The organism is Peptoniphilus sp. Marseille-Q6390, from assembly GCF_965119475.1.
Window position 1 is genome coordinate 717,399 of the sequence record NZ_CBCPLS010000001.1, and the last position, 20,699, is coordinate 738,097.

General features: G+C 32.6%; 16 protein-coding genes. All 16 read left to right on the forward strand.

Features of this window, described 5'->3' with window-relative positions; all coding sequences use genetic code 11:
- Nucleotides 1-2: 2 nt before the first annotated feature.
- Nucleotides 3-1,721: an ABC transporter ATP-binding protein/permease gene (locus ACWPVO_RS03530; RefSeq protein WP_454206569.1), complete on the forward strand. Its 1,719-nt coding sequence runs from the start codon at nucleotides 3-5 to the stop codon at nucleotides 1,719-1,721.
- Nucleotides 1,705-3,363: an ABC transporter ATP-binding protein gene (locus ACWPVO_RS03535; protein ID WP_454206571.1), complete on the forward strand. Its 1,659-nt coding sequence runs from the start codon at nucleotides 1,705-1,707 to the stop codon at nucleotides 3,361-3,363. The genes ACWPVO_RS03530 and ACWPVO_RS03535 overlap by 17 nt, the downstream gene beginning before the upstream one ends.
- 4 nt (nucleotides 3,364-3,367) lie before the next feature.
- A complete protein-coding gene (locus ACWPVO_RS03540; protein WP_454206573.1) occupies nucleotides 3,368-4,201 on the forward strand; it encodes a hypothetical protein in 834 nt (277 codons plus the stop codon).
- A gap of 220 nt (nucleotides 4,202-4,421) precedes the next feature.
- On the forward strand, nucleotides 4,422-5,903 hold the full coding sequence (locus ACWPVO_RS03545; RefSeq protein WP_454206575.1) for an iron transporter: 1,482 nt from the start codon (nucleotides 4,422-4,424) through the stop codon (nucleotides 5,901-5,903).
- On the forward strand, nucleotides 5,884-6,852 hold the full coding sequence (locus ACWPVO_RS03550; protein WP_060800045.1) for a heme-binding Shp domain-containing protein: 969 nt from the start codon (nucleotides 5,884-5,886) through the stop codon (nucleotides 6,850-6,852). Before ACWPVO_RS03545 ends, ACWPVO_RS03550 begins: the two co-directional genes overlap by 20 nt.
- Nucleotides 6,845-7,765 carry a heme ABC transporter substrate-binding protein IsdE gene (gene isdE, locus ACWPVO_RS03555; RefSeq protein ID WP_454206577.1) on the forward strand — a complete coding sequence of 307 codons (921 nt, stop codon included), beginning with the start codon at nucleotides 6,845-6,847 and terminating at the stop codon, nucleotides 7,763-7,765. The genes ACWPVO_RS03550 and isdE overlap by 8 nt, the downstream gene beginning before the upstream one ends.
- A complete protein-coding gene (locus ACWPVO_RS03560) occupies nucleotides 7,752-8,741 on the forward strand; it encodes a FecCD family ABC transporter permease (RefSeq protein ID WP_005955867.1) in 990 nt (329 codons plus the stop codon). Before isdE ends, ACWPVO_RS03560 begins: the two co-directional genes overlap by 14 nt.
- A complete protein-coding gene (locus ACWPVO_RS03565) occupies nucleotides 8,731-9,492 on the forward strand; it encodes an ABC transporter ATP-binding protein (protein ID WP_060800047.1) in 762 nt (253 codons plus the stop codon). The genes ACWPVO_RS03560 and ACWPVO_RS03565 overlap by 11 nt, the downstream gene beginning before the upstream one ends.
- Nucleotides 9,493-9,501: 9 nt before the next feature.
- Nucleotides 9,502-10,011, forward strand: coding sequence for a flavodoxin family protein (locus tag ACWPVO_RS03570; RefSeq protein WP_454206579.1), 510 nt, complete (start codon nucleotides 9,502-9,504; stop codon nucleotides 10,009-10,011).
- A gap of 98 nt (nucleotides 10,012-10,109) precedes the next feature.
- Nucleotides 10,110-10,718, forward strand: a complete 609-nt coding sequence (locus ACWPVO_RS03575) for a hypothetical protein (protein ID WP_454206581.1) — start codon at nucleotides 10,110-10,112, stop codon at nucleotides 10,716-10,718.
- A 125-nt stretch (nucleotides 10,719-10,843) separates the two neighbouring features.
- On the forward strand, nucleotides 10,844-12,802 hold the full coding sequence (locus ACWPVO_RS03580) for a hypothetical protein (protein WP_454206583.1): 1,959 nt from the start codon (nucleotides 10,844-10,846) through the stop codon (nucleotides 12,800-12,802).
- 17 nt (nucleotides 12,803-12,819) lie between these two features.
- Entirely contained in the window at nucleotides 12,820-14,814 is a 1,995-nt protein-coding gene (locus ACWPVO_RS03585; protein WP_454206585.1) for an S-layer homology domain-containing protein, read from the forward strand.
- 61 nt (nucleotides 14,815-14,875) lie between these two features.
- Nucleotides 14,876-15,748 carry a copper amine oxidase N-terminal domain-containing protein gene (locus ACWPVO_RS03590; RefSeq protein WP_454206587.1) on the forward strand — a complete coding sequence of 291 codons (873 nt, stop codon included), beginning with the start codon at nucleotides 14,876-14,878 and terminating at the stop codon, nucleotides 15,746-15,748.
- Nucleotides 15,749-16,051: 303 nt separating this feature from the next.
- Nucleotides 16,052-16,333 (forward strand): ArsR/SmtB family transcription factor, encoded by a 282-nt coding sequence (locus tag ACWPVO_RS03595; RefSeq protein ID WP_285072652.1) that lies wholly within the window; start codon nucleotides 16,052-16,054, stop codon nucleotides 16,331-16,333.
- Nucleotides 16,334-16,346: 13 nt separating this feature from the next.
- Entirely contained in the window at nucleotides 16,347-19,274 is a 2,928-nt protein-coding gene (locus ACWPVO_RS03600; protein ID WP_454206590.1) for a UvrD-helicase domain-containing protein, read from the forward strand.
- Between the two features lie 21 nt (nucleotides 19,275-19,295).
- Nucleotides 19,296-20,639: a butyryl-CoA:acetate CoA-transferase gene (locus tag ACWPVO_RS03605; protein WP_454206592.1), complete on the forward strand. Its 1,344-nt coding sequence runs from the start codon at nucleotides 19,296-19,298 to the stop codon at nucleotides 20,637-20,639.
- Nucleotides 20,640-20,699: the final 60 nt, after the last annotated feature.

The window sequence follows — 20,699 nt, forward strand, 5'->3', positions numbered from 1 at the left end:
AAATGTTTAACAAGAAATTATTCAATGAGTTAAAAAGTGAGAAAATACAAATCTTAAAACTTTTACTTATAAAAATTTTACAAATGACAACTAATGTTGCCATGATTTTTTTAATAGGCAAGTCTATAGAAGCTTTAATTAGTTCAAGCTTTAGTGGGAGCAAGTTTATTTTATTTATGCTCCTAATAATGGGACTAAATATTTTCTTAATAAAAATAGAAGCTAGTATATCTTACAAGGCTTCCTATAGGATTAAAAATAACTTGAGAGAAAGACTAATGAAGAAGGTTTTTTCTTTTAAGATGGAGTATGGTAGCAAAGTTTCCATTTCAGAAGTTATAAATTTAGGGGTAGAGGGGATAGAACAACTCAATTTATTTTACTCTGCGCTCTTGCCACAACTTCTCTTCTCCCTAATAGGTCCCCTAATTTTATTTTGCATACTTTCCTTTTTAAATTTCAAAATTGCAATAATAATGCTCTTGCTAATACCACTAATACCTATTGCCATAATGATGGTGCAAAAACTTGCAAAGAAAGTCGTGAAAACTTATTGGAAATCATATACAAATCTGTCAGAAGTTTTTATTGACTTCCTATATGGCTTAACAAGTTTAGAAGTTTTTAATGCAGATGAAGACTACAATGACCTACTAAATGAAAAGGCAGAAGACTTTAGGGTCAAAACCATGAAGCTCCTCATGATGCAACTTAATAACATTACAGTCCTAGACTTAATTTCTTATGCAGGATCAGCCTTGGGAATAATTTTATCCATATATTATTATTCTAAGGGGCAGCTTTCTATCTTCGCAGCCTTTTCTTTTATACTCTTAAGCCAAGAATTTTTCTTACCTTTAAGAAGATTGGGAGCACTTTTTCATGTTGCAATGAACGGAATCACAGCAGCTAATTCCCTCTTCGAAATTTTAGAAATAGAAAGTATAGAAGATTTTAAAAATCTAATACAAGATGAGAGAGTAGATGTAGAAGTAAAAAATTTAAATTTTTCTTACGGAGAAAAGGAAATTTTAAAAGGCTTAAATATGAAAATTAAGTCGAACAAAATTACAGCCATAGTAGGAGAAAGTGGTTGTGGGAAGTCTACTCTTGCGAAATTAATTGGTGGATTTGAAAGAAATTATGATGGGGAGATACTTTATAATGGCTTAAGTGAAATTTCAAATGATTCTTTAAATGAAAATATAATGTTAGTAGACAATAGCCCCTACTTCTTTAAGGAAAGTCTTAGGTATAATCTTAAAATGGCAAATAAAAATGCAGATGATGATAAGTTGATAGAAGTTTTAGAAGAGGTTGGTCTATATTCCTACTTTAAAAATATAGGAGGCTTAGATAGCATCCTAGAAAGTGCTGGTAACAACTTATCAGGTGGACAAAAACAAAGGCTTGCAATAGGAAGAGCCCTTTTGAAAGAACCAAAGATTTTAATTTTAGATGAGTCCATTTCAAATATAGATAAGGAATCAGAAGATTTGATTTTAAATCTTATACAAAAATTAAAAGAAGAAATGACCATTATTCTTATTACTCATAGACTCAACACAGTCCTCCAGGCAGACTATATTTACTATCTTGACAATAAGAAGGTAGCTGAAGAAGGAAGTTTTGAAGAAATAAGTAAGGGAGAATTATTTTCTGGTATTTATAGATACCAAAGGGAATTAGAAATGTGGGGTTTAAATGAAGAAATTAATTGAATATAAAAATTTAATAGGGAAACTCCTATCTCTTGTGGGTGATTTGAAGTTACAAATGTTTTTTGCCATATTTTTTGGTGCAAGTGGACACATATTTGCTACCTTATTGCCATCATTAGGCTTATTCTACCTAAGTAAGCTACTTTTAAAGCAAACTATAAATTTAAAATTAATAATTGGAATTTTATTCACTTTAGCTATACTGAGGGCAATATTTAAGTACCTTGAACAGCTTTTAAATCACTATATGGCCTTCAAAATTTTAGCAATATTAAGAGATAAAATTTTCAGAAAGCTAAGGTCTTTGGGACCAGCTAAGATGAATGGAAAAAATAAGGGGGAATTAATTTCTATTATCACATCAGATATAGAACTACTAGAGGTCTTTTATGCACACACAATTTCTCCTGTTTGTATAGCCCTAGTGCATACTTTATTTTTCTTTATAATCTTGTGGAAATTTAATCCAATTTATTCTTGGATACTTTTAGCTTTTCACTTGATATTAGCTATAATTATTCCGATTATTACAGAGAAATCTGCTGGAGAAATTGGGAGAAGGCAGAGGAAGAATTTATCAAGTTTAAATTCTCTGATCCTGGAAAGTTTTAAGGGAATAAAAGAAATTATTAATTTTTCTTATTTTGATGATAGGTATAAAGAGATTGAATTTGAGGCAAATAAGCTAAATAGGTCTACCAAGGTTCTTACAGAAAAGTCATCTAGTAATTTTGCCCTCACATCTTTTACAATAATACTCGGAGACTTAATTTTTACTTTGGCAGCCTTTAAGCTTTACAAGGTTTCAATCCTAGACCTTAGTGACTTATTATTTCCCTTGGGAGTTTTCATTTCTTCTTTTGGACCAACAAGTGCTCTTTCATCTCTTGCAAATAATTTAGTTTTGACCTTTGCTTGCGGCAAGAGAGTCATGGAACTTTTAGAAGAGGATCCTCTTACACCAATAAATTATGAGGGAGAAGAAATTGATTATGAAAATATATGTCTTGAAGAAGTAAATTTCTCCTATGATGATACAAAACTTATTAATGATTTTAATTTTAAAGCTTCATTAAATGAGATAATAGGCCTAAAAGGGAAAAGCGGTTGTGGCAAGTCTACATTAATAAAATTAATGATGAGATTTTATGATACAAAAAGTGGTAAAATTTGCCTAAATGATATAAACATAAAAGACTTAAAGACATTAAATTTAAGAGAGAACATTTCATACTTAAGTCAAGAAACCCACCTATTTAGAGGTAGCATTAGAGATAACTTGAAAATTGCAAAAAAAGATGCAAGTGAAGAGGAATTAATAGAAGCTTGCAAGAAGGCAAATATTTATGATTTCATAATGACCCTTGAAAAGGGATTTGACACAGAGATAGTAAAAGAAAATAATGAAATCTCCACTGGACAAGCTCAGAGGCTAGCTTTAGCAAGAATCTTTTTAAGAAAATCAAAGTTATATCTACTTGATGAACCAACAGCTAACATAGACGCCTTAAACGAAGGGATAATTTTAAAGTCCCTATATAAGGAGAGAAAAAATAAAAATATTATAATTTCATCTCACAGAGATAGTTCTCTTAGGATTTGTGACAGAATAGTAGAAGTAAAGAGAGAAATGGAGTCATAAGTCAATGATAAACTTGAATATAACTAAAATACAAATTGAATATTTATTATTTATAAAAAATTATGAAGGAAGGAAGACTATTACAGAAGCAAGTCTATTCTTTAATTGTTCTCGCGCTAACTCAAAAAAAATTCTAGATAAAATGATTCTTACAGGTATCCTATACAAAGAGGATAATGAGTACAAGTTGACGAAAATTGGATGTGACCTTTCAGAATTTTATAATGAGAAGCTTGAAAAGAATTTATTTGTAGTGCAAAAATTTTTGGATATTGACGATAGTCTTGCTAGGAGTATCAGCCTAGAAATATTGTCAAAGAGGCTTATCCCTTATCAAGAGGCAATGGAAAAAAGATACAAGAGTATGATTTTAGCTAAAGATATTCAGGGGAGAGAGAGGGTCCAAGATATTTCCGAATATTTAGAAGAGGGAAGACATAAAATTAATTTTTCAATTAAGAAGATTGATGAGGATAGAAAAAGATCCTTTGTAGATAATTCCATGGCACTTATGGGCTTTGATGATCACGCATATTTGATAATTGGAGAAGAATCCTATATAGAACTTTCAACTAAGACAATAAAAAAGGCTCATCACGGTTACTTTAAAAAAGCAATTGCTACAAAGCTATTTTATTTCGATGATGGAGAAGAAATAGAAATAAATTCTAAGGACAGGGTTTTTAAGATTCCCCTTGATTTAATTGATTACTGGTCAACATCAGATGGGATAATTTTAGAGGCATCCTTGATTTTAAAAATTAAATCTCAAATGGGAATAACAATCCATGCCAAAAAAGCAAATTTTTTATTCATAGTTAACCTTTGTTTAACTTAAAAACTTAAATTAATACACCATAAAATATATAAAAACCTTCTAAACTCTAGTCACTGACTAGGGTTTATTTTTATTATAAAAATTTAAATAATATATTTATAAAAACTTTCCTTCGAGTAAACCAGAGTTAACAAAATTTTCATAATTCTTTTATAGCTTATTTAAATGATAAGTAATATCATTAACCTGAGATTATCATTTTATAAAAAGGGGTTTTATAATGAAAAATAAAAAAATTCACATATCTCTAGTATTTTTATTATCTTTATTATTCTTAACAAATTTTGTATTTGCAGATAATGAAAGCACACCAGAGAAAAAAGAAATAAATTTAGAAGATGGTTGCTATGAAATTCCAATTAAGTTGTGGCATGCCATCGAAGAAAAACCGAGCATGGGTAACAAGGCCCTTATACAAAGAGCGGAGATAGAAGTAAAGAATAATGAAGCAAATTTATACATAGGGTCAGACAAGATGGAATATATGTCCATAACAGCGTCCTTGGTAAATATATATTTCCAAAAGGAAGATGGAATTTATCATAGGGCAGAAGCAGGATGCTATGACCTAGAAGTACCTAAGGAAAAGGACAAAAGACCAAGAGTATTTAGGACAAACTTAATTAATATGGATGAAATGACGAAGGTCTATGTAGATCCAAAGGTTGAGCCCATGGGGGACGAACCAATAAGGGCGAGAATAAAATTGGACTTTAACAAAATAAACAAAATAAATGAAAGCGAAGCAACTCTAATAAAGAAGTTTAAAGACGGACCAAAGAAGCCAGAGTTTAATTCAAAGGAAGCAGGAGAAGTTCAAAATAAAAACTTAATAGTCAACTACGGGCCAGAAACTTTTAAGGAGGAATTTACATTTTACGGAAACAAATTATCTGGGAAAGAAGCAGAAGAATTCACAAAGTCCTTTGATAAATTAGATCAAGTGAATGTTTTTAAGATTGAGTTTTTAGGACCCCTAGATGAAATAACAGGCAAGGAAGAAAACGTTCAGGCAAATAGAAAAAAGATTTACGCAAACAAAGAATTTGATTTAAAATTACCTCTTTTAAAATTCAAAGGACAAGACAAGCTAAGCCTTTATGAAATAATTAATGGAGAAAAAAAGAAGATAGATTTCAAAGTCAAGGGAGATTACATTGAATTTAAAACAAAGGATTCAGCAATCTTTATAGTGGCGAAAGCTGCTGGCTCAGGTATGCAAGCAAATCAAACCATAGATAATAATAAATTGCCTACACTAAGCAATATAAGCACAGGCACTAGTAGTTCAAAAGAAGATAGAGCAAAGGCCTTTATGACGACAGTTAAAAAACCACAGACACAAAAAATATCAAGCTCTTCAGATTCCTCATCCCCTATGCCAGTAGAAGGTCCACAAGTTAGTTCAACAACACTAAACACAAGTCCACTCCCTATAGGATCACTACAAAGTAAAATTTCAGGTCAAGAAAACAAGGGACCATCCTCCAATCAAAATAAAGATAAAGAGATTGGAGCAGAGGGACAAGAAATTGAAGAAAAAGAATCCAAGGGCATTATTATTTTAATACTCCTAATATTTATAGGATTAAATGCAATAGCCTTTGTTGTAATTAGAAAAAATTTACAAGAAGTAAAAGATATGAAAGATGAAATGATGTTTTTAGGAGGGCTAAAAGATAATGAAAAAAATAATAAATAGCCTTTGCCTTATGGCTCTCATTTTTACAAGTCTAATAAATGTTACCTATGCCTATTCACAAGAAATAGCAAAGACAACGCCTTATTATTCTCATCCAGTTACAGGAGTCATAGAAGACCCAGGCAACAATCCAGGAATAGGACAGGGTATGACAGAAAATGTAGTATCTCCACAAGCCTTGGTAGAGACAACCGATGATGGAAGAATATTTTTGTCAGTTCGTTATAACCTAGCCAACTATATCAAAAATGAAACCTTCGCAGTCCAAAATTATGGCGACAACAGTTTCTATTCTGTACCAGCAGAAGTTACGGGAAAGACAGCAGAAACACGAGATTACAGATTTGAGATACCAAGCAAAAATGTAATCGTAAGGGCAACATTTTTTGTAGGTCCAATGGGAAGGGATGTAATATTTTACTACACAATATCAGATTTAGTTAAAGGTAACACGGACTTTGCAACTCTTCAAAATGCTTCTTCAAGACGTACAAATAAACAAGAAGCAGTAACGGAAGCCCCACAAGCACAGGCACAGGCAAATATTCCTAAAACTAATACAAATAACAATATACCTAACCTAAGCAACTTAAAACCACTAGACAATGATGAACAAGTTGGAGAAGTTTTACAAGCTCCTAACCAAGGAGAAGTAATAGAGCAAAAACCTGTCAACTCAAAATTTTCTGCTGGAGACTTAGGTTATGACCATGGACTTTTAACAAAGGATTCTCCAATAATTAAAAAATTATATTATTCAGATGACCAAGATGAAAAAGAAACACAAAAGACAAAATTAGGCAAAATAACTTTGGCTTTTATTTATGGCTTAATAGGACTCTTTGTAATATTAACAGGAGGATTTATCATACTAGCCCTCCTATCATATAACTACAAGAAAAAAGTAGAAGATGAATTAGAAGAAAAAAGGAGAAATATCTATGAATAGGATAAAAAAGATTCTAGCCATACTTCTAGCAAGTCTATTATTAACATCTTGCGTAAGTCAAAAATCTGGTAAGAAAGCAAATAATGGCGAGCTGAGAATAGCAGCAACATCAATGGCAACAGTTTACATTATGGAAAAATTAAACATAGACCTAGTTGCAGTACCAAACTCGGAAATCGATCCAATGCCAGAAAGATACAAGGATGTCCCTAAAGTAGGTATGGCAATGACACCAGACATAGAAAAATTAAAGCAAATAAATCCAGACTATGTATTCTCACCAGTGTCTTTAATTTCAGACCTACTTCCAAAATACAAGGCAGCAGATCTTGACTATGGATTTTTGAACCTAAACAACACAGATGGAATGTATAAGTCAATAGAGGATCTTGGAAAATTACTTAACAGAAAAAAAGAAGCCAAAGACTTAATTGATGATTACAAAAAATTCATAGACGACTATAAAGAAAAACACAAGGACAAAAAAGCACCTAGAGTATTAATCTTAATGGGTTTGCCAGGGTCTTACGTAGTAGCAACAGAAAACTCCTATGCAGGAAGTCTTGTAAAACTTGCTGGGGCAGAAAATGTATATGAAGGAACAGACCAACAATTCATAACAATAAACACAGAAGATATGTTAAAGAAAGACCCGGACATGATACTTAGAACAGCCCATGCCCTACCAGATCAAGTAATGGCAATGTTTAAAAAAGATTTTGCAGAAAATGACATTTGGAAACACTTTAGGGCAGTTAAGGAAGGCAGGGTCTACGACCTTGACTACAAAAAATTTGGCATGAGTGCGAAATTCAACTACAAGGAAGCCTTAAATGACTTAGACAAACTCTTCTATGGAAAAGGCTCAAATGAATTAGGAAATACAGGTGAAAAGACAAATGAAGAAAAATAAAATCATCCTAGTTTACACAATTTCAATCCTGGTCCTAATAGGACTCATCCTCTATTCGGCAAAAACAGGATCCATAGAAATGACCTTTGGCAAATTGCTAAGAGGCTTGTTCATAGAATATGATCCCGACGTAGCGACAATATATGACCTTAGGTTTCCAAGAATAATAATATCAATACTAGCTGGGGCGGCTCTTGCAACATCAGGAGTTCTCCTACAAGCAGTAATGCAAAACCCCCTAACAGATCCAGGCATAATAGGTATATCATCAGCAGCCAGTCTATCAGCAAGCCTTGTAATGATATTATTCCCTGGCCTATATGCCTTTAGCCCACTTTTTTCAGTTGTGGGAGGACTCCTAGCCTACCTCTTAATATATTCACTAGCCTGGAACGGAGGATCCAACCCAATAAAATTAATCCTCGTAGGTGTAGCACTCAACATGACCCTCATGGGAGTAAATGAAGGAATAAAATCCATGATGGGGGGCAACCTCACAAACGTTCAGTCAATAATAGAAGGCAATGTAGCACAAAAAACTTGGGCAGATGTAAAAATTATGGCAATTTACGGAATCCTATTTCTAATAATAGCACTCTTCACAATAAGGACAGCGAACCTACTTCAACTTGAAGATCAAACAGCACAAGCCTTGGGAGTAAATGTAAATCGAGATAGGTTTATCCTAGCCCTAATAGGAATAATACTAGCATCAGTATCCACAGCAATAGTTGGTGTAATAGGATTCTTAGGACTAGTGGTGCCGCACATAGGAAGGATAATTCTTGGCTCAAACCACAAGAACCTAATACCCTATTCCATGATACTGGGAGCAATAACCCTCCTCCTATCAGACACCTTGGGAAGAGTGATAGCCTACCCTTACGAAATAAAACCATCAGTAGTAATGACAGTAGTGGGCGGAATATTCTTTATAGGCCTATTAAAAGTAGGAGGGAAAAATTATGGAAATTAATCACTTATTTTTCGCCTATGACAAAAACATGGTTATAAAAGACTTAAATCTAAAAATAGAAAAAAATAAGATCACAACCCTCCTAGGTGCCAATGGCTGTGGCAAGTCAACCCTATTGAAATTAATAACAAGAGTAGAAAAACCAAAAATGGGATTCATAAGTCTTGATGGCAAAAACATAAAAAATATAGAGAGAAAAGAATTTGCAAAAAAAGTTGCCATAGTTAGACAAAAAAATCAAATAGCAGGCGACATTAAAGTTGAAGAACTTGTTGCCTATGGAAGAAATCCTTATGTTGGCTTTATGCAGAAGCCAAGCATAGAAGACAAAAACAAAATCAATGAGGCAATAGAAGTTTGTGGCTTAGAAGAGATAAGAAAAGAGAGAGTCAACTCCCTATCAGGTGGACAAGTCCAAAGGGCGTGGATAGCTATGGCGATTGCACAAGATAGCGAGATACTTCTCTTAGACGAACCCACAACCTACTTAGATATCAAATACCAAATAGAAATTTTAAAACTAATAAGAAATTTGAATAAAAATCTAGGTAAGACAATAATCATGGTCCTTCATGACATCAACCAGTCCCTAGAATATTCGGACACCATAGTAGGAATGATGAAGGGGAAAATCGAATTTCAAGGAAAGGCAAGCCAAGTCTTGACAGGAGAAAGGATAAGCAAGATCTACGACACAAAACTAAAAATAATAGATATAGAAAATAAAAAATATGTATTTGCAGAAGACTAAGGAGGAAAAGTGAAAGGACTAATAATTTATTCATCAAAGACGGGAAATACCAAGAGGATGGCAGAAAAAATTTATGAAGTCTTAAAAGATGAACACCAGATGACGATAAAAGACATAAGAGATGCACCTGAGGTAGAACAATTCGACTTCATACTCTTGGGTGCCTGGATCGATAGAGGGACCTTAGAAACAAAGGCCCTAAAATTCTTAAAGACTATAGAAAATAAAAAGCTTGGCTTATTTGCAACACTTGGAGCAATGCCAGACTCAGAACATGGAAGGAAGGTGATAAAAAACTTAGAGAATCTATTAATAGACAGGGACTCCTTGGGACAATACATATGCCCAGGACTAGTTGACCCCAAGATGATAGAAAAATTAAGAGGAATTACAGGATTAGTAGTTCCAAAAAAGATAAAAGAAAAAATGATAGAAACAAGCCTTGCATCAAGAGAAGCAAGCGAAGAAGAACTAGAAGAAGCTGCAAGATACTTCTTTAAAAAATTAAATAATTTATAAAAATTAGTGGGTGTATGGGTGGGATTAGGAAAGTACGTTTATAACCTTATAAGGATTAGTTATGTAAAGACAAATAATATAAAGAAAGGATAAATAATATGAAATATTTAAAGAAAATTAGTTTATTACTATTAGTATTAATGATGTTAGTTCCAACTTTTACATTTGCTCAAGAAATGAATCTAGAAGCCATAAAGGAGCAAATTAAAGAAACTATAGACTACTCTGATTCAGAACTTTATGGATTTAAATATTCTGATAGATCCGTAAGGACAGTTGCTGATTTTGCAATTTATCACAGAAAAGAAGCAAAACTTTCTATGGCTGATGATGCATTCAATAAAGATTTATCTAAAGTTGTAGATAAAGGCGACAGATACGAAATAACTTTATATACAAAACCAGTTAGTAAAGAAATACTTGGTAAGGTATATGAAGCAGATTGTACTGGCATTACACCTGTAATAGATGGAGAAGAAATTGCAGTAGAAGCCTTTGGTTCAAAAAAAGCTGTTCATAATAAAAATAAAAATGTTCCTGAAGGTTTTAAATTCACTATATTAAAGGATGACCTAGAAGAAGAAAAAGTCGGAGAATACAATAAATATTTTAAAATCAAATTTACAACTAATTTAGCTGACTCCGGATTTTTAGGTAAAATCGGTGCAGCTATGATGAATCCAAATGCAAGATTTTTTGTAAAATAAATTATTATAAATAACTAATCCTTGAAAATTTACAATTCAAAAGATGTTTATTGTGAATAGTAATAGATGTATAGCGAATAGACCTATACATCTATTAACTATATAAAAAAAGAAAGGAAAATAAATTGAAAAAAAGTATAAATTTTATTTTATTTTTGCTGGTATTTTTATTCGCAAATGGGTCTAATGTATTAGCAGCAGAACATTCTAATATAATTCCAATTACTGGAGATGAGAGAGCTCACTTTGAAATCCATCCAGAAGTATATAAAAGATGGGCTCAAGGAAAAGAGTCATCTACCGATGTAACGGCAACTCATCCCCTATTTGATGAAAATAGATTAAATATGTCAGGCAAAAAAATATCTGATAAAGATCAAAACTTTAAAGAATTTAGAGAAAAACATAACAAAGAAGCAGCTGTTAATAAAGCGGATGATCCTCAGTGGAATGCCTATGAATTAGACTTAAAGCAAGATGTCGGGTGCTCCTATTATGGTAATTTTGTTATAAATAGTTCTGGAATAGATGACGGAAGTATGTATAACATTTGGCCTGAACAAGTTGAAATGTATTTATCATCCTTCGATGAATCCACTAATTCATGGAGTGAACCTAAGAAATTAAATAAAAAAAGAAGTTATGACGAACAAGGGAAAGGATTTTACGTAATACAGGATTATAAATCAAGCCATGATGGAAGGAAATATTTAATAGATCTTAGCCTCCAACCGGTAGATTATCAGAGTAGGACATATGACAAGTTTAGAATATATATCTTTCAGGGTTGGCCTAAGCCAATACCTAAAGACTTGCTTCCGGGGACTTATAATATTCCCCTATCTATAAGATATTCAAATTCACCAGGAAAATATTCAATGGCAGATGGTGCAGTAGAAGATAACGGACAACTAATTGTTGGGCAAGATGGTTCTATTAAATTAAGAATAAAATTTAAGCCAATGACATTGAGCGATTCTGCTTATACAGGTGGACAGGCAATAACAGGACATCTTATGAAACTGTGGACTTATAATTCAGTAGATGATTTTGACCAATATATGAAAGCTCCTACAGTTTTTACAGCAAAGGAAATAGACTTAGATAATCCACAATACTTAAAGAAATATTTTTCAGAGAATGTAGGTGGTATTGAATTATCTTTTCCAGAAATTTATGAAATACCATTAAAATATGAAGATGGTTCGACAAATTATGAATCTCAAAAACTTTTTAAAGTAAAGGTTGATGCGATGGGTAATTCTTTGCAACATTTCAATCTTCTAATGAGATGGGAAGATATGAAATTGGAAAAGTTAGATTTGCAAAGTGGAAAATATAAAGCTTTAAAAATAATAAGTTTGCCGGTAAACCAAGCTATGCTTGATGCTTTATGGGATAAGGAAAATAATAAGATAAAATACACGAGAGAGCAATACAATGATGAATTAATCAAGGGAAATTATAATAAGCTTGAATTTGATCCCGGAGAAGGCATTATACCAATATATGACTTGGAAATAAGAAATAATAAAGCTAATATTACCGTGTATTGGGCTGAGCAATACAAAAAAGGAACTAAACTTATAGAGACTGGATTAGTAAAAATTGATGATTCTAAACCAATCCAATACAAGTCATCTGATGGAAGTATAAAAGATGCAGAAATATTAGATAGCAAGGATTTTACCGTTACAAATGAAAAAAACACTTATAAAAATAGAATAACAAAGATAAATCTGAAAGATGTGCCTCTATCAATTAATGGTGAAGACAAAACAATAGGATTAATTAATGCTAGGTTTATAAGGGTAGAAGAAGGTAAAAAAAGAATAAAATTAAGTCCCGGTAAAAATGATGATCCTATTGAAGATATGTTTAGTATTCCAAATTATGATATAGGGAAAAAAGTATTAGAAGAAAAAATAGAAGAAATCAATAAAGATAACTTAAATCAAGCAATAGAGGATGCTAAAAGCATAAAAAAGGGAGACATTCAGAGGAGGATTTTAAGAAACTTAGTAAAGCTATTGAAGTCGCAGAAAATGTTGCAAAAAATGAAAAACAAGATCAAAGCAAGATAAATGAAGCACTAAAGAATTTGAACAAGGCTGTAGAAGAATTCACTAATTCAAAAATTGAAAATCAAAATAAAGAAGAATTAGAAGTGCCTGTTATGCTATGGCATGGTTACCAAAACAATGCATCTATGGGTAATGGCGCCCTAGTCCAAAAGGCAAAAATCACAGAAGAAAATGGCAAGACTTATATGACAATAAAATTAAAGGGTCTTGATTTTATGGGTATGCGTGGACATTTATTACAATTCTGGACATACAAAGAAAATAATTTTAAGTCTGAAAAAATAGAATCTACAATAATTGAGAATAAAAGGGATAAGGGATTAGGAAATGAAGAGAAAGAATTTCCATCTTTATTTAAATTTGAAATAGATCCTAAGTTTAAAACTCAAGATGGAGAAATTTATTGCCGTGTAAGTGTAGATGCTATGGCTAAACTAGGTGGAGCTGAACAAAATGCAAAATTGAAAATAACAGGGTCTAAAGCAAAAGAATGGACTGGATGGGGAGATGACAATCAATCTAACCCAAGCAATCCAAGTAACCCAAGTAATCCAAGCACACCAGGATATTCCTTCCAAAACTTAGCTATAGAAAGATCTGCACTAGGCTCTGCTATGGCAAGTGCAAGTGCATCTATGAGTAAGGGAGCTGACTCCAACTTAGTAGCAGCTATGGCAAGGGCAGGTGCAATTGCTAATAACCCATACGCATCAAGAGAAGAAATATTAAGTGCTACACAAGCCCTAAATAATGCAGTTATTAACAATAAGGGTAGTATGAATAAGCAAAACAATAATAGTTCTTGGGGAAATAACAACCAAGCTTGGGGCAACAACAACCAAGGCTGGGGCAACAGCTCCGGATGGGGAAACAACAATTCTTCATGGGGAAGTTATGGTAACAACAACCGTGGTTGGAATAACAACTCATCATGGGGAGTTTATAACAACAACCAAAACAATCAAAACAACCAAAGCAATAAAAACAATGGACCAGTAACAATACAATATGAGGTACCTGTAGAAGTTCTTCACGCTTATCAAGATGGATACTCTATGGCAAATGGAGCAATAAACCACATAGCAAGAGTAGAGGAAAGAAATGGTCAATTCAGGTATAGCGTTCAATTCAACCCTCTTGAAAGAGAATTTAATGGACAAAAACTTGTTGGAAATTTAACTCATCTATTTATTCATGATGGTAATAAATATTTAGCAGAACAATCATCTGGAAATGTATGGTCATGGGTTATGAATGGCAAATATAACAAGGTAAATGTCAGCGTTAAAGTTGATGTAATGGATCAAATTGCCGTAAATGAACAAAGGGCAATCCTATCCTTTAATTGGAACAATGCAAGAGAAGTAGGTAGAGTTGGTGGAAACAACAATAACCAAAACCAACAAAATCAAAATCAACAAAATCAACAAAAGCAAGCACCACAAGTAGTACAAAATAACAATGCATCAAATAACTTTACAGACATAAGCGGCCATTGGGCTAAGACTGCTATTGATTATGTTGTAAGCAAGGGATACTTTGCAGGCCTAAGCAATACAGAATTTGGTCCTAACAAATCTATAACAAGGGGACAATTTGTAAGTGTTCTAGGAAGAATGTTAAATGTCAATGTAAATGACTACAAGGATCAAAACTTCAAAGATGTTAAGTCAGGAATGTATTACAGTCCATACATCACATGGGCAAACAAAGTTGGAATAGTATCAGGAGTAGGTCAAGGAAACTTTGCACCTGATAAAGAACTAACAAGAGAAGAAATGGCTGTGATGATGACTAAGTTCTTGAAGGTATCAGGCAAGAATCTCAATGCTAAAGGCAATACTAATAGCTTCAAAGATGAAGAAAAGATTCAAGGCTGGGCTAAGGATTCTGTAAAGGAAATGGCAAGACTTGGAGTAGTAAGTGGTATGGGCGATGGAAGCTTCGCACCAAAATCTCAATTTACTAGGGCACAAGTTGCACAAGTTCTTTACAACATTGATCACAATTAAGTTTAAAAGTTTAAAGGGACTTTTAAATTAAGAGTCCCTTTATATAAAAATGAGGTGTAATATGAAAAAAATTATTTTATCACTATTGTTAGTATTAGTTTTATTACCTAATTCTATTTTTGCTGCAAGTTCTTATGAAGTACCAGTAAAGTTAGTTAAGTATGGCGAACCAGATAAGGAGTCTATGGGCAACCCTTCTTTAAAGCAAGTTGCTCAAGTTGAAGAAAAAGATGGTAAATTTATTTACAATATTTTTCTAAAGAAGATGGAATTTATGAATATGGAAGGTGAACTTACAAATTTATTTATCTATGATGGCGATAAGGACTCTAAGAGAGTTGAAACTAAGCAAAGCCCTATTAGTGGTGAATATATAAAGAAGCACGAGTTTGTAAGAACAAGTCCAAAGGAAGACCAAATTCTTGTTGCTGTATGGGTTGATGCCATGGATGCTATTGCTGGCGGTGGAAAGGGTTCAGGAGAACAAAAGGCTTATCTAAAGTTTGACTGGGCTAATGCAAAGGCCATGGAAGCTAAGGATTCTAAATCTGCAAGCAAAAAGGATGTAAAGGATGAAAAATCTTTAGCTAAGTCCGAGATTAAAATTTTTGTATCAGACAAGGAAATCAAACCTGAGACTCCAGCATACATTGAAAATGGAAGGACAATGGTTCCCTTAAGGTTTATCTCTGAGGCTCTTGGCGAAAAAGTTGATTGGAAGGCTGATACAAAAACTGTTCTCATTGGAGATAAGAAGGCAAGCCTTGTAATTGGAGCAAAAGAAATCGAAGCTAATGGAAAGAAAATTGCAATCGACTCACCAGCAGTGATTAAGGATGCAAGAACCTTTGTACCCCTAAGAGCAATTTCGGAAATCTTAGGAGCTAAAGTAGATTGGGATGCTTCAACAAGAAGTGTAAAGATAAGTAAATAATTTTTAAAAATCTCTCATAATAATTTTTATGGGAGATTTTTTTATAAAATATTTTACAAGTTTAAGAAGGTTATAAATAAAAACATTATTTACTTGGGATATCTATTGAAAGAAATTAAAAAATTAAAGGACACAAAAAATAAATTTTATTTTATAAAATACAAGAAGATCTTGCTATTTTATCCTAATGGAAATATTTTCATAATTCTTAATTATACAAAAACTATTGACAAATTCTATAATATTACATAATCTTACTATAGTAAATAAATTATTAAGGAAGACATACTTGGAGGTAAAAAATTGAAGAAGAAAATTGACAAGCTTGAAAACACAGCTGAGCTTTTAAAGGTCATGGCCCACCCAATTAGACTTAGAATTATAAAGAATTTAATTGACAATGGTCCAGCTAATGTTGGATCTATGCAAGCGAAGTTTCACATTCCACAACCAACTGTTTCATCTCACCTAGGCAAGCTTAGGCGAGCTGGTATTTTAATAGCCAATAGAAATGGAACAGAAATCTACTACAAGGTTGAAAATGAATTTATTTTAAGACTTGCCAAGACTCTCTTCAAGAATTAAGGAAAGGTAGCTTATGGAACTAAGTGAAGTTCAAAAAAAAGCAGTCTACACTCTCGATAAAGATTTATCTTTAATGGCAGGGGCTGGCACTGGCAAGACTAGGGTCCTCACTAGTAGGTTTATAAATATTGTAAAAAATAATATAAGTCCAAAGCATATTTTGGCTATAACTTTTACAAAAAAAGCTGCTCAAGAAATGCTTGGAAGGATATCAAAAGAACTTGTTCTCAACAATATTGACTTTGAGGAGAGAGATCTTAATGTAATGACCATTCACTCTTTTGCTCATGAAATTGTTGAGAATTATTCTTTTATTCTAGGGATAAATCCACGATTCAAAATTTTAGAAGAGGGTGAAGGGGACTATCTGTTAGAGGAAGCTGTAAAAGAGAGTTTCAATAATTTCGAAGATGAAAGATTTAAAAATTATCTTTTGGACTTTAAGTCATCTCCCTTTGAAGAAAAAAATATTTTTATAAGTCTGTATAGGGATTTTAAAAATAATAACTTGGATTTTGATGATATTTTAAATAAGTCCTTAAACTTTATTGGGGCGGAAAAAAGTTTTGATGATTTAATTATACTTTTAGATGAATTTAGGAGCCTAAGTGGAAATAAATTCAAGACTTTTTACGACAATAATATTGATGAAATAAAATCTTTAAAGACCTTTGACAACGAAATTTTAAATGATATAGAAGAAAATCTTGGTACATCAACAAAACACAATGACAAGATCATAGAAATCAAGGACCTTATCCAAGAGCTGAAGAAAGACTTGGAAGAAAAGAATAAGGGCTATTATGAGGTCATAATAGAAATTTTAAAGGAAATCGACAAAAATTATAAGAAATCTAAGGAAGATATAAGTGGACTTGATTACGAAGATATAATTTCTTACGCAGAGCTTCTTTTAAAAAACCCACTTGTCAAAGGGGAATTGGTAGCTAGGTATTCTTATATACTCGTTGACGAATACCAAGATACAAACGAAATCCAAAATGAAATAATTAGAGCCTTTTCTTCATCAAATATTTTTATAGTTGGTGACCCTAAGCAATCTATTTATGCCTTTAGGGGAACTGATTTATCTTCTTATTTTTCTTTTTCTAAAGACATAGAAGCCAGAGGGACCTCTCTTATAATGAACAAAAATTATAGGTCTGACGGTGAAATAATTAATTTTATAAATGAAAAGTTTAAGGACCTAATAGATTCCTATGACGAAATGGAATTTTCTCATAAAGAGGGTGGAGGAGTCTACCTCTATAATTCTTCTGAAATTTCTAATATTGCAGATTTAGCAGAAGACTTTTTAAAAAAATACAAGGCCAAGGATATTGCAATCCTATCAAGGTCCAACTCGCAAATTGATGAAATAGGGGAAGTTTTATCTGCAAGGGGAATAAAATATAATAAGGGTGAGAGGAGGCTTGAAGAAATTGAGATCCTAAAACTTATAAAAAATATTCTTTCTGCAATTTACAGCCCAAAAGAATTTTTGGAATTTTTATCACTCTTTAACTCAAAGCTTTTGAATTTTGAATTCAAAGATTTAGTGTCAATATTAAATGAAAGAATTAATAATTCTGAAGACCTATTAAACTATAATTCAACTCAAGATAATATAAAGAATTTTTTGAGATTTTTAAAGGAAACAAGAGAGAAAGCATCTTACCTCATGATAGATGAAGTCCTTGATGAGATAATGGATTATTTTTATAAGCTTGGAACTTTAAGGGAAAGTGACTGGGAATATATTTATAGGTTTAAGGAGGAAGCTAGGGACTTTGTGGAAAATTATTCCAATGACTTCAGAGCCTTTGAAAGACAAATTTCTTCTATGACTTTTGAGGACCTTGAAGATGGAATTAATCTTCTTACAATTCATAAGTCTAAGGGGCTGGAGTTTGATGGCCTAATAATTTCTCACATGGATAAGGGAAAAAAACTTGGAAGCAATAATAGGATAATTGTTGAGAAAGACCTAGGGCTTGGAATAAACTCTGAGTATTCTAATTATTCTTACAGGGCAATTGCAAATAAACTAAGAATAATTGATGAGGAAGAAGAGATTAGGGTTCTTTATGTGGCCATGACTAGGGCAAAAAAAGAATTAGTCTTATTTGGAGACCTTGAAAAGGCAAGGGCAGGTTCTTATTTTTCTCTCTTGGGAGATGTTTTTGCTTTACAAGAATATAAGCTTTCCAATTTAGAAGAAAGACAAGTAGAAGAAAAGTTTATTCCCCTTGATATAGACATAAAATTTGAAAATAGGATAAGAGAATATTACACAGTTACAGATTTTATTAATTTCAAGAGGAGCAAGAAGGACTTCTTCTACAAATATTTTTTAGGAATAGACAAGTACACAAGGGGTCAAGGGAATAATCAAGTCATGGACCCCAAAACTCTTGGGAATATTGTTCATATGTTTGCCTACAAGTATGGAAAAAACGATTTAAAAAACAAGAACATAGAGGATGTATTAAAAGATATATTTTTATATTATGAAGAAGAGATAAACTCCGAAAAGTTAGATCTTTCAAAAGAATTAGTTTTAAACTACTTAGAAATGGAAGAAGAGTGTATAATAGATAAAGAGCTTTTATTTTACTACGACCTAGAAGGTTTTCTCGTAAAGGGTTACATTGATCAAGTTATAAAAATTAATGGCGATTATTATATTCTTGATTTAAAGACTAGCTATGGAAGTGTAGAAGACTTAAAAAAGACCTATGAAAACCAGCTAATACTTTATTCAGCAATCTATGAAAAATTATATAGAGTTAAGATAAAAGCTGCATATATATTTGATTTAAGGGGTAAAAATAAAATAGTTGTAGAGACAAGCGAAGAAAAATATAAAGAAGTAATGGAAGAATTTTTAAATTACATTAAGTTTATTAGGTCTCACAAGCTATTAAGGGATTATTTATAATTTTTTATTTAAGGAGGAAATATGGATTATTCTAAGGACTATAAGGACAAGTTAATTACGGCAAAAGAAGCTGCTGGTCTAGTAAAGGACAATATGTGGATTGACTACGCATGGGGTGCAAGTACACCTGTTGCCTTTGACAAGGCTCTTGCTGAAAGACTTGATGAGTTGAATGAAATTTATTTAAGAGGTGGGGTACTTCTTTGGGAACCAGAGGTATTTAAAAAGGATCCAGCAGGAGAAAAAGTTGTTTGGAACTCTTGGCACGCAGGTGGACCAGACAGAAAGAGAATTAACACAACTCCAGGTGGATTTTATATTCCACTAAGATACTCTGAACTCCCAAAAATGTACAGGGAAAATTGCAAGGTAAATATAGCAGTTATTGTAACTCCTCCAATGGATAAACATGGTAACTTTAATTTTGGACTTAATGCTTCACACTTGAGAGCAGTTACAGAAGTTGCTGACAAGGTAATTGTTGAAATAAATAAAAATATGCCAACTTGCCTTGGAGGATTCGAACATGAAATTAATATTAAGGATGTAGACTACATTATCGAGGGAGAAAATCCAGAAATAGCTGCACTTCCTAAGGGAAGCTTCGGCGAAGTTGATAAAAAGGTTGCAGAATTAATTGTAGAAGAAATTCCTAATGGTGCAACACTTCAACTAGGAATTGGCGGAATGCCAAATGCTGTTGGATCTCTAATTGCTGAATCTGACCTAAAGGACCTTGGAGTTCATACAGAAATGTATGTTGATGGTTTCGTAGATATGGCGAAGAAGGGTAAGTTAAGTGGTTCAAAGAAGTCAATTGATAGATTTAGACAAGTTTATGCTTTTGCAGCAGGTTCACAGGAAATGTATGATTATTTAGATTTTAATTCTGATGCTATGTCAGCTCCTGTTTCTTATACAAATGATGCAAGAGTAATTGCACAACTTGACAACTTTATTTCCATTAACAACGCTGTCAACGTAGACTTATTTGGACAAGTATCATCTGAATCTTCAGGAGCAAGACACATTTCTGGAGCAGGTGGACAACTTGACTTCGTTCTAGGAGCTTATTTATCTAAGGGTGGAAAGTCCTTCATCTGTTTATCTTCTAAATTTATGAACAAAAAGACTGGCAAGGAAGAATCAAGAATTGTTCCAAACTTTGAAACATTCTCAGCTATTACAGCTGCAAGACCTAACACTCACTGGCTAGTAACTGAATACGGTAAGTTCAACTGCAAGGGCCAATCAACATGGCAAAGAGCAGAAGGTATCATTAACATCGCTGCACCAGAATTTAGGGATGACCTAATTAAGGAAGCAGAAAGAATGAATATCTGGAGAAGAACTAACAAGAGATAATTTATAAATTTTATCCCCTGATTTTTTCAGGGGATTTTTTTATTGTGTTTATGGAAGGAG

Coding starts and splice junctions, on each gene's coding strand:
- ACWPVO_RS03530 (WP_454206569.1), top strand. CDS start 3: ATGTTTAACAAGAAATTATTCAATGAGTTAAAAAGTGAGAAAATACAA.
- ACWPVO_RS03535 (WP_454206571.1), top strand. CDS start 1,705: ATGAAGAAATTAATTGAATATAAAAATTTAATAGGGAAACTCCTATCT.
- ACWPVO_RS03540 (WP_454206573.1), top strand. CDS start 3,368: ATGATAAACTTGAATATAACTAAAATACAAATTGAATATTTATTATTT.
- ACWPVO_RS03545 (WP_454206575.1), top strand. CDS start 4,422: ATGAAAAATAAAAAAATTCACATATCTCTAGTATTTTTATTATCTTTA.
- ACWPVO_RS03550 (WP_060800045.1), top strand. CDS start 5,884: ATGAAAAAAATAATAAATAGCCTTTGCCTTATGGCTCTCATTTTTACA.
- isdE (WP_454206577.1), top strand. CDS start 6,845: ATGAATAGGATAAAAAAGATTCTAGCCATACTTCTAGCAAGTCTATTA.
- ACWPVO_RS03560 (WP_005955867.1), top strand. CDS start 7,752: ATGAAGAAAAATAAAATCATCCTAGTTTACACAATTTCAATCCTGGTC.
- ACWPVO_RS03565 (WP_060800047.1), top strand. CDS start 8,731: ATGGAAATTAATCACTTATTTTTCGCCTATGACAAAAACATGGTTATA.
- ACWPVO_RS03575 (WP_454206581.1), top strand. CDS start 10,110: ATGAAATATTTAAAGAAAATTAGTTTATTACTATTAGTATTAATGATG.
- ACWPVO_RS03590 (WP_454206587.1), top strand. CDS start 14,876: ATGAAAAAAATTATTTTATCACTATTGTTAGTATTAGTTTTATTACCT.
- ACWPVO_RS03600 (WP_454206590.1), top strand. CDS start 16,347: ATGGAACTAAGTGAAGTTCAAAAAAAAGCAGTCTACACTCTCGATAAA.
- ACWPVO_RS03605 (WP_454206592.1), top strand. CDS start 19,296: ATGGATTATTCTAAGGACTATAAGGACAAGTTAATTACGGCAAAAGAA.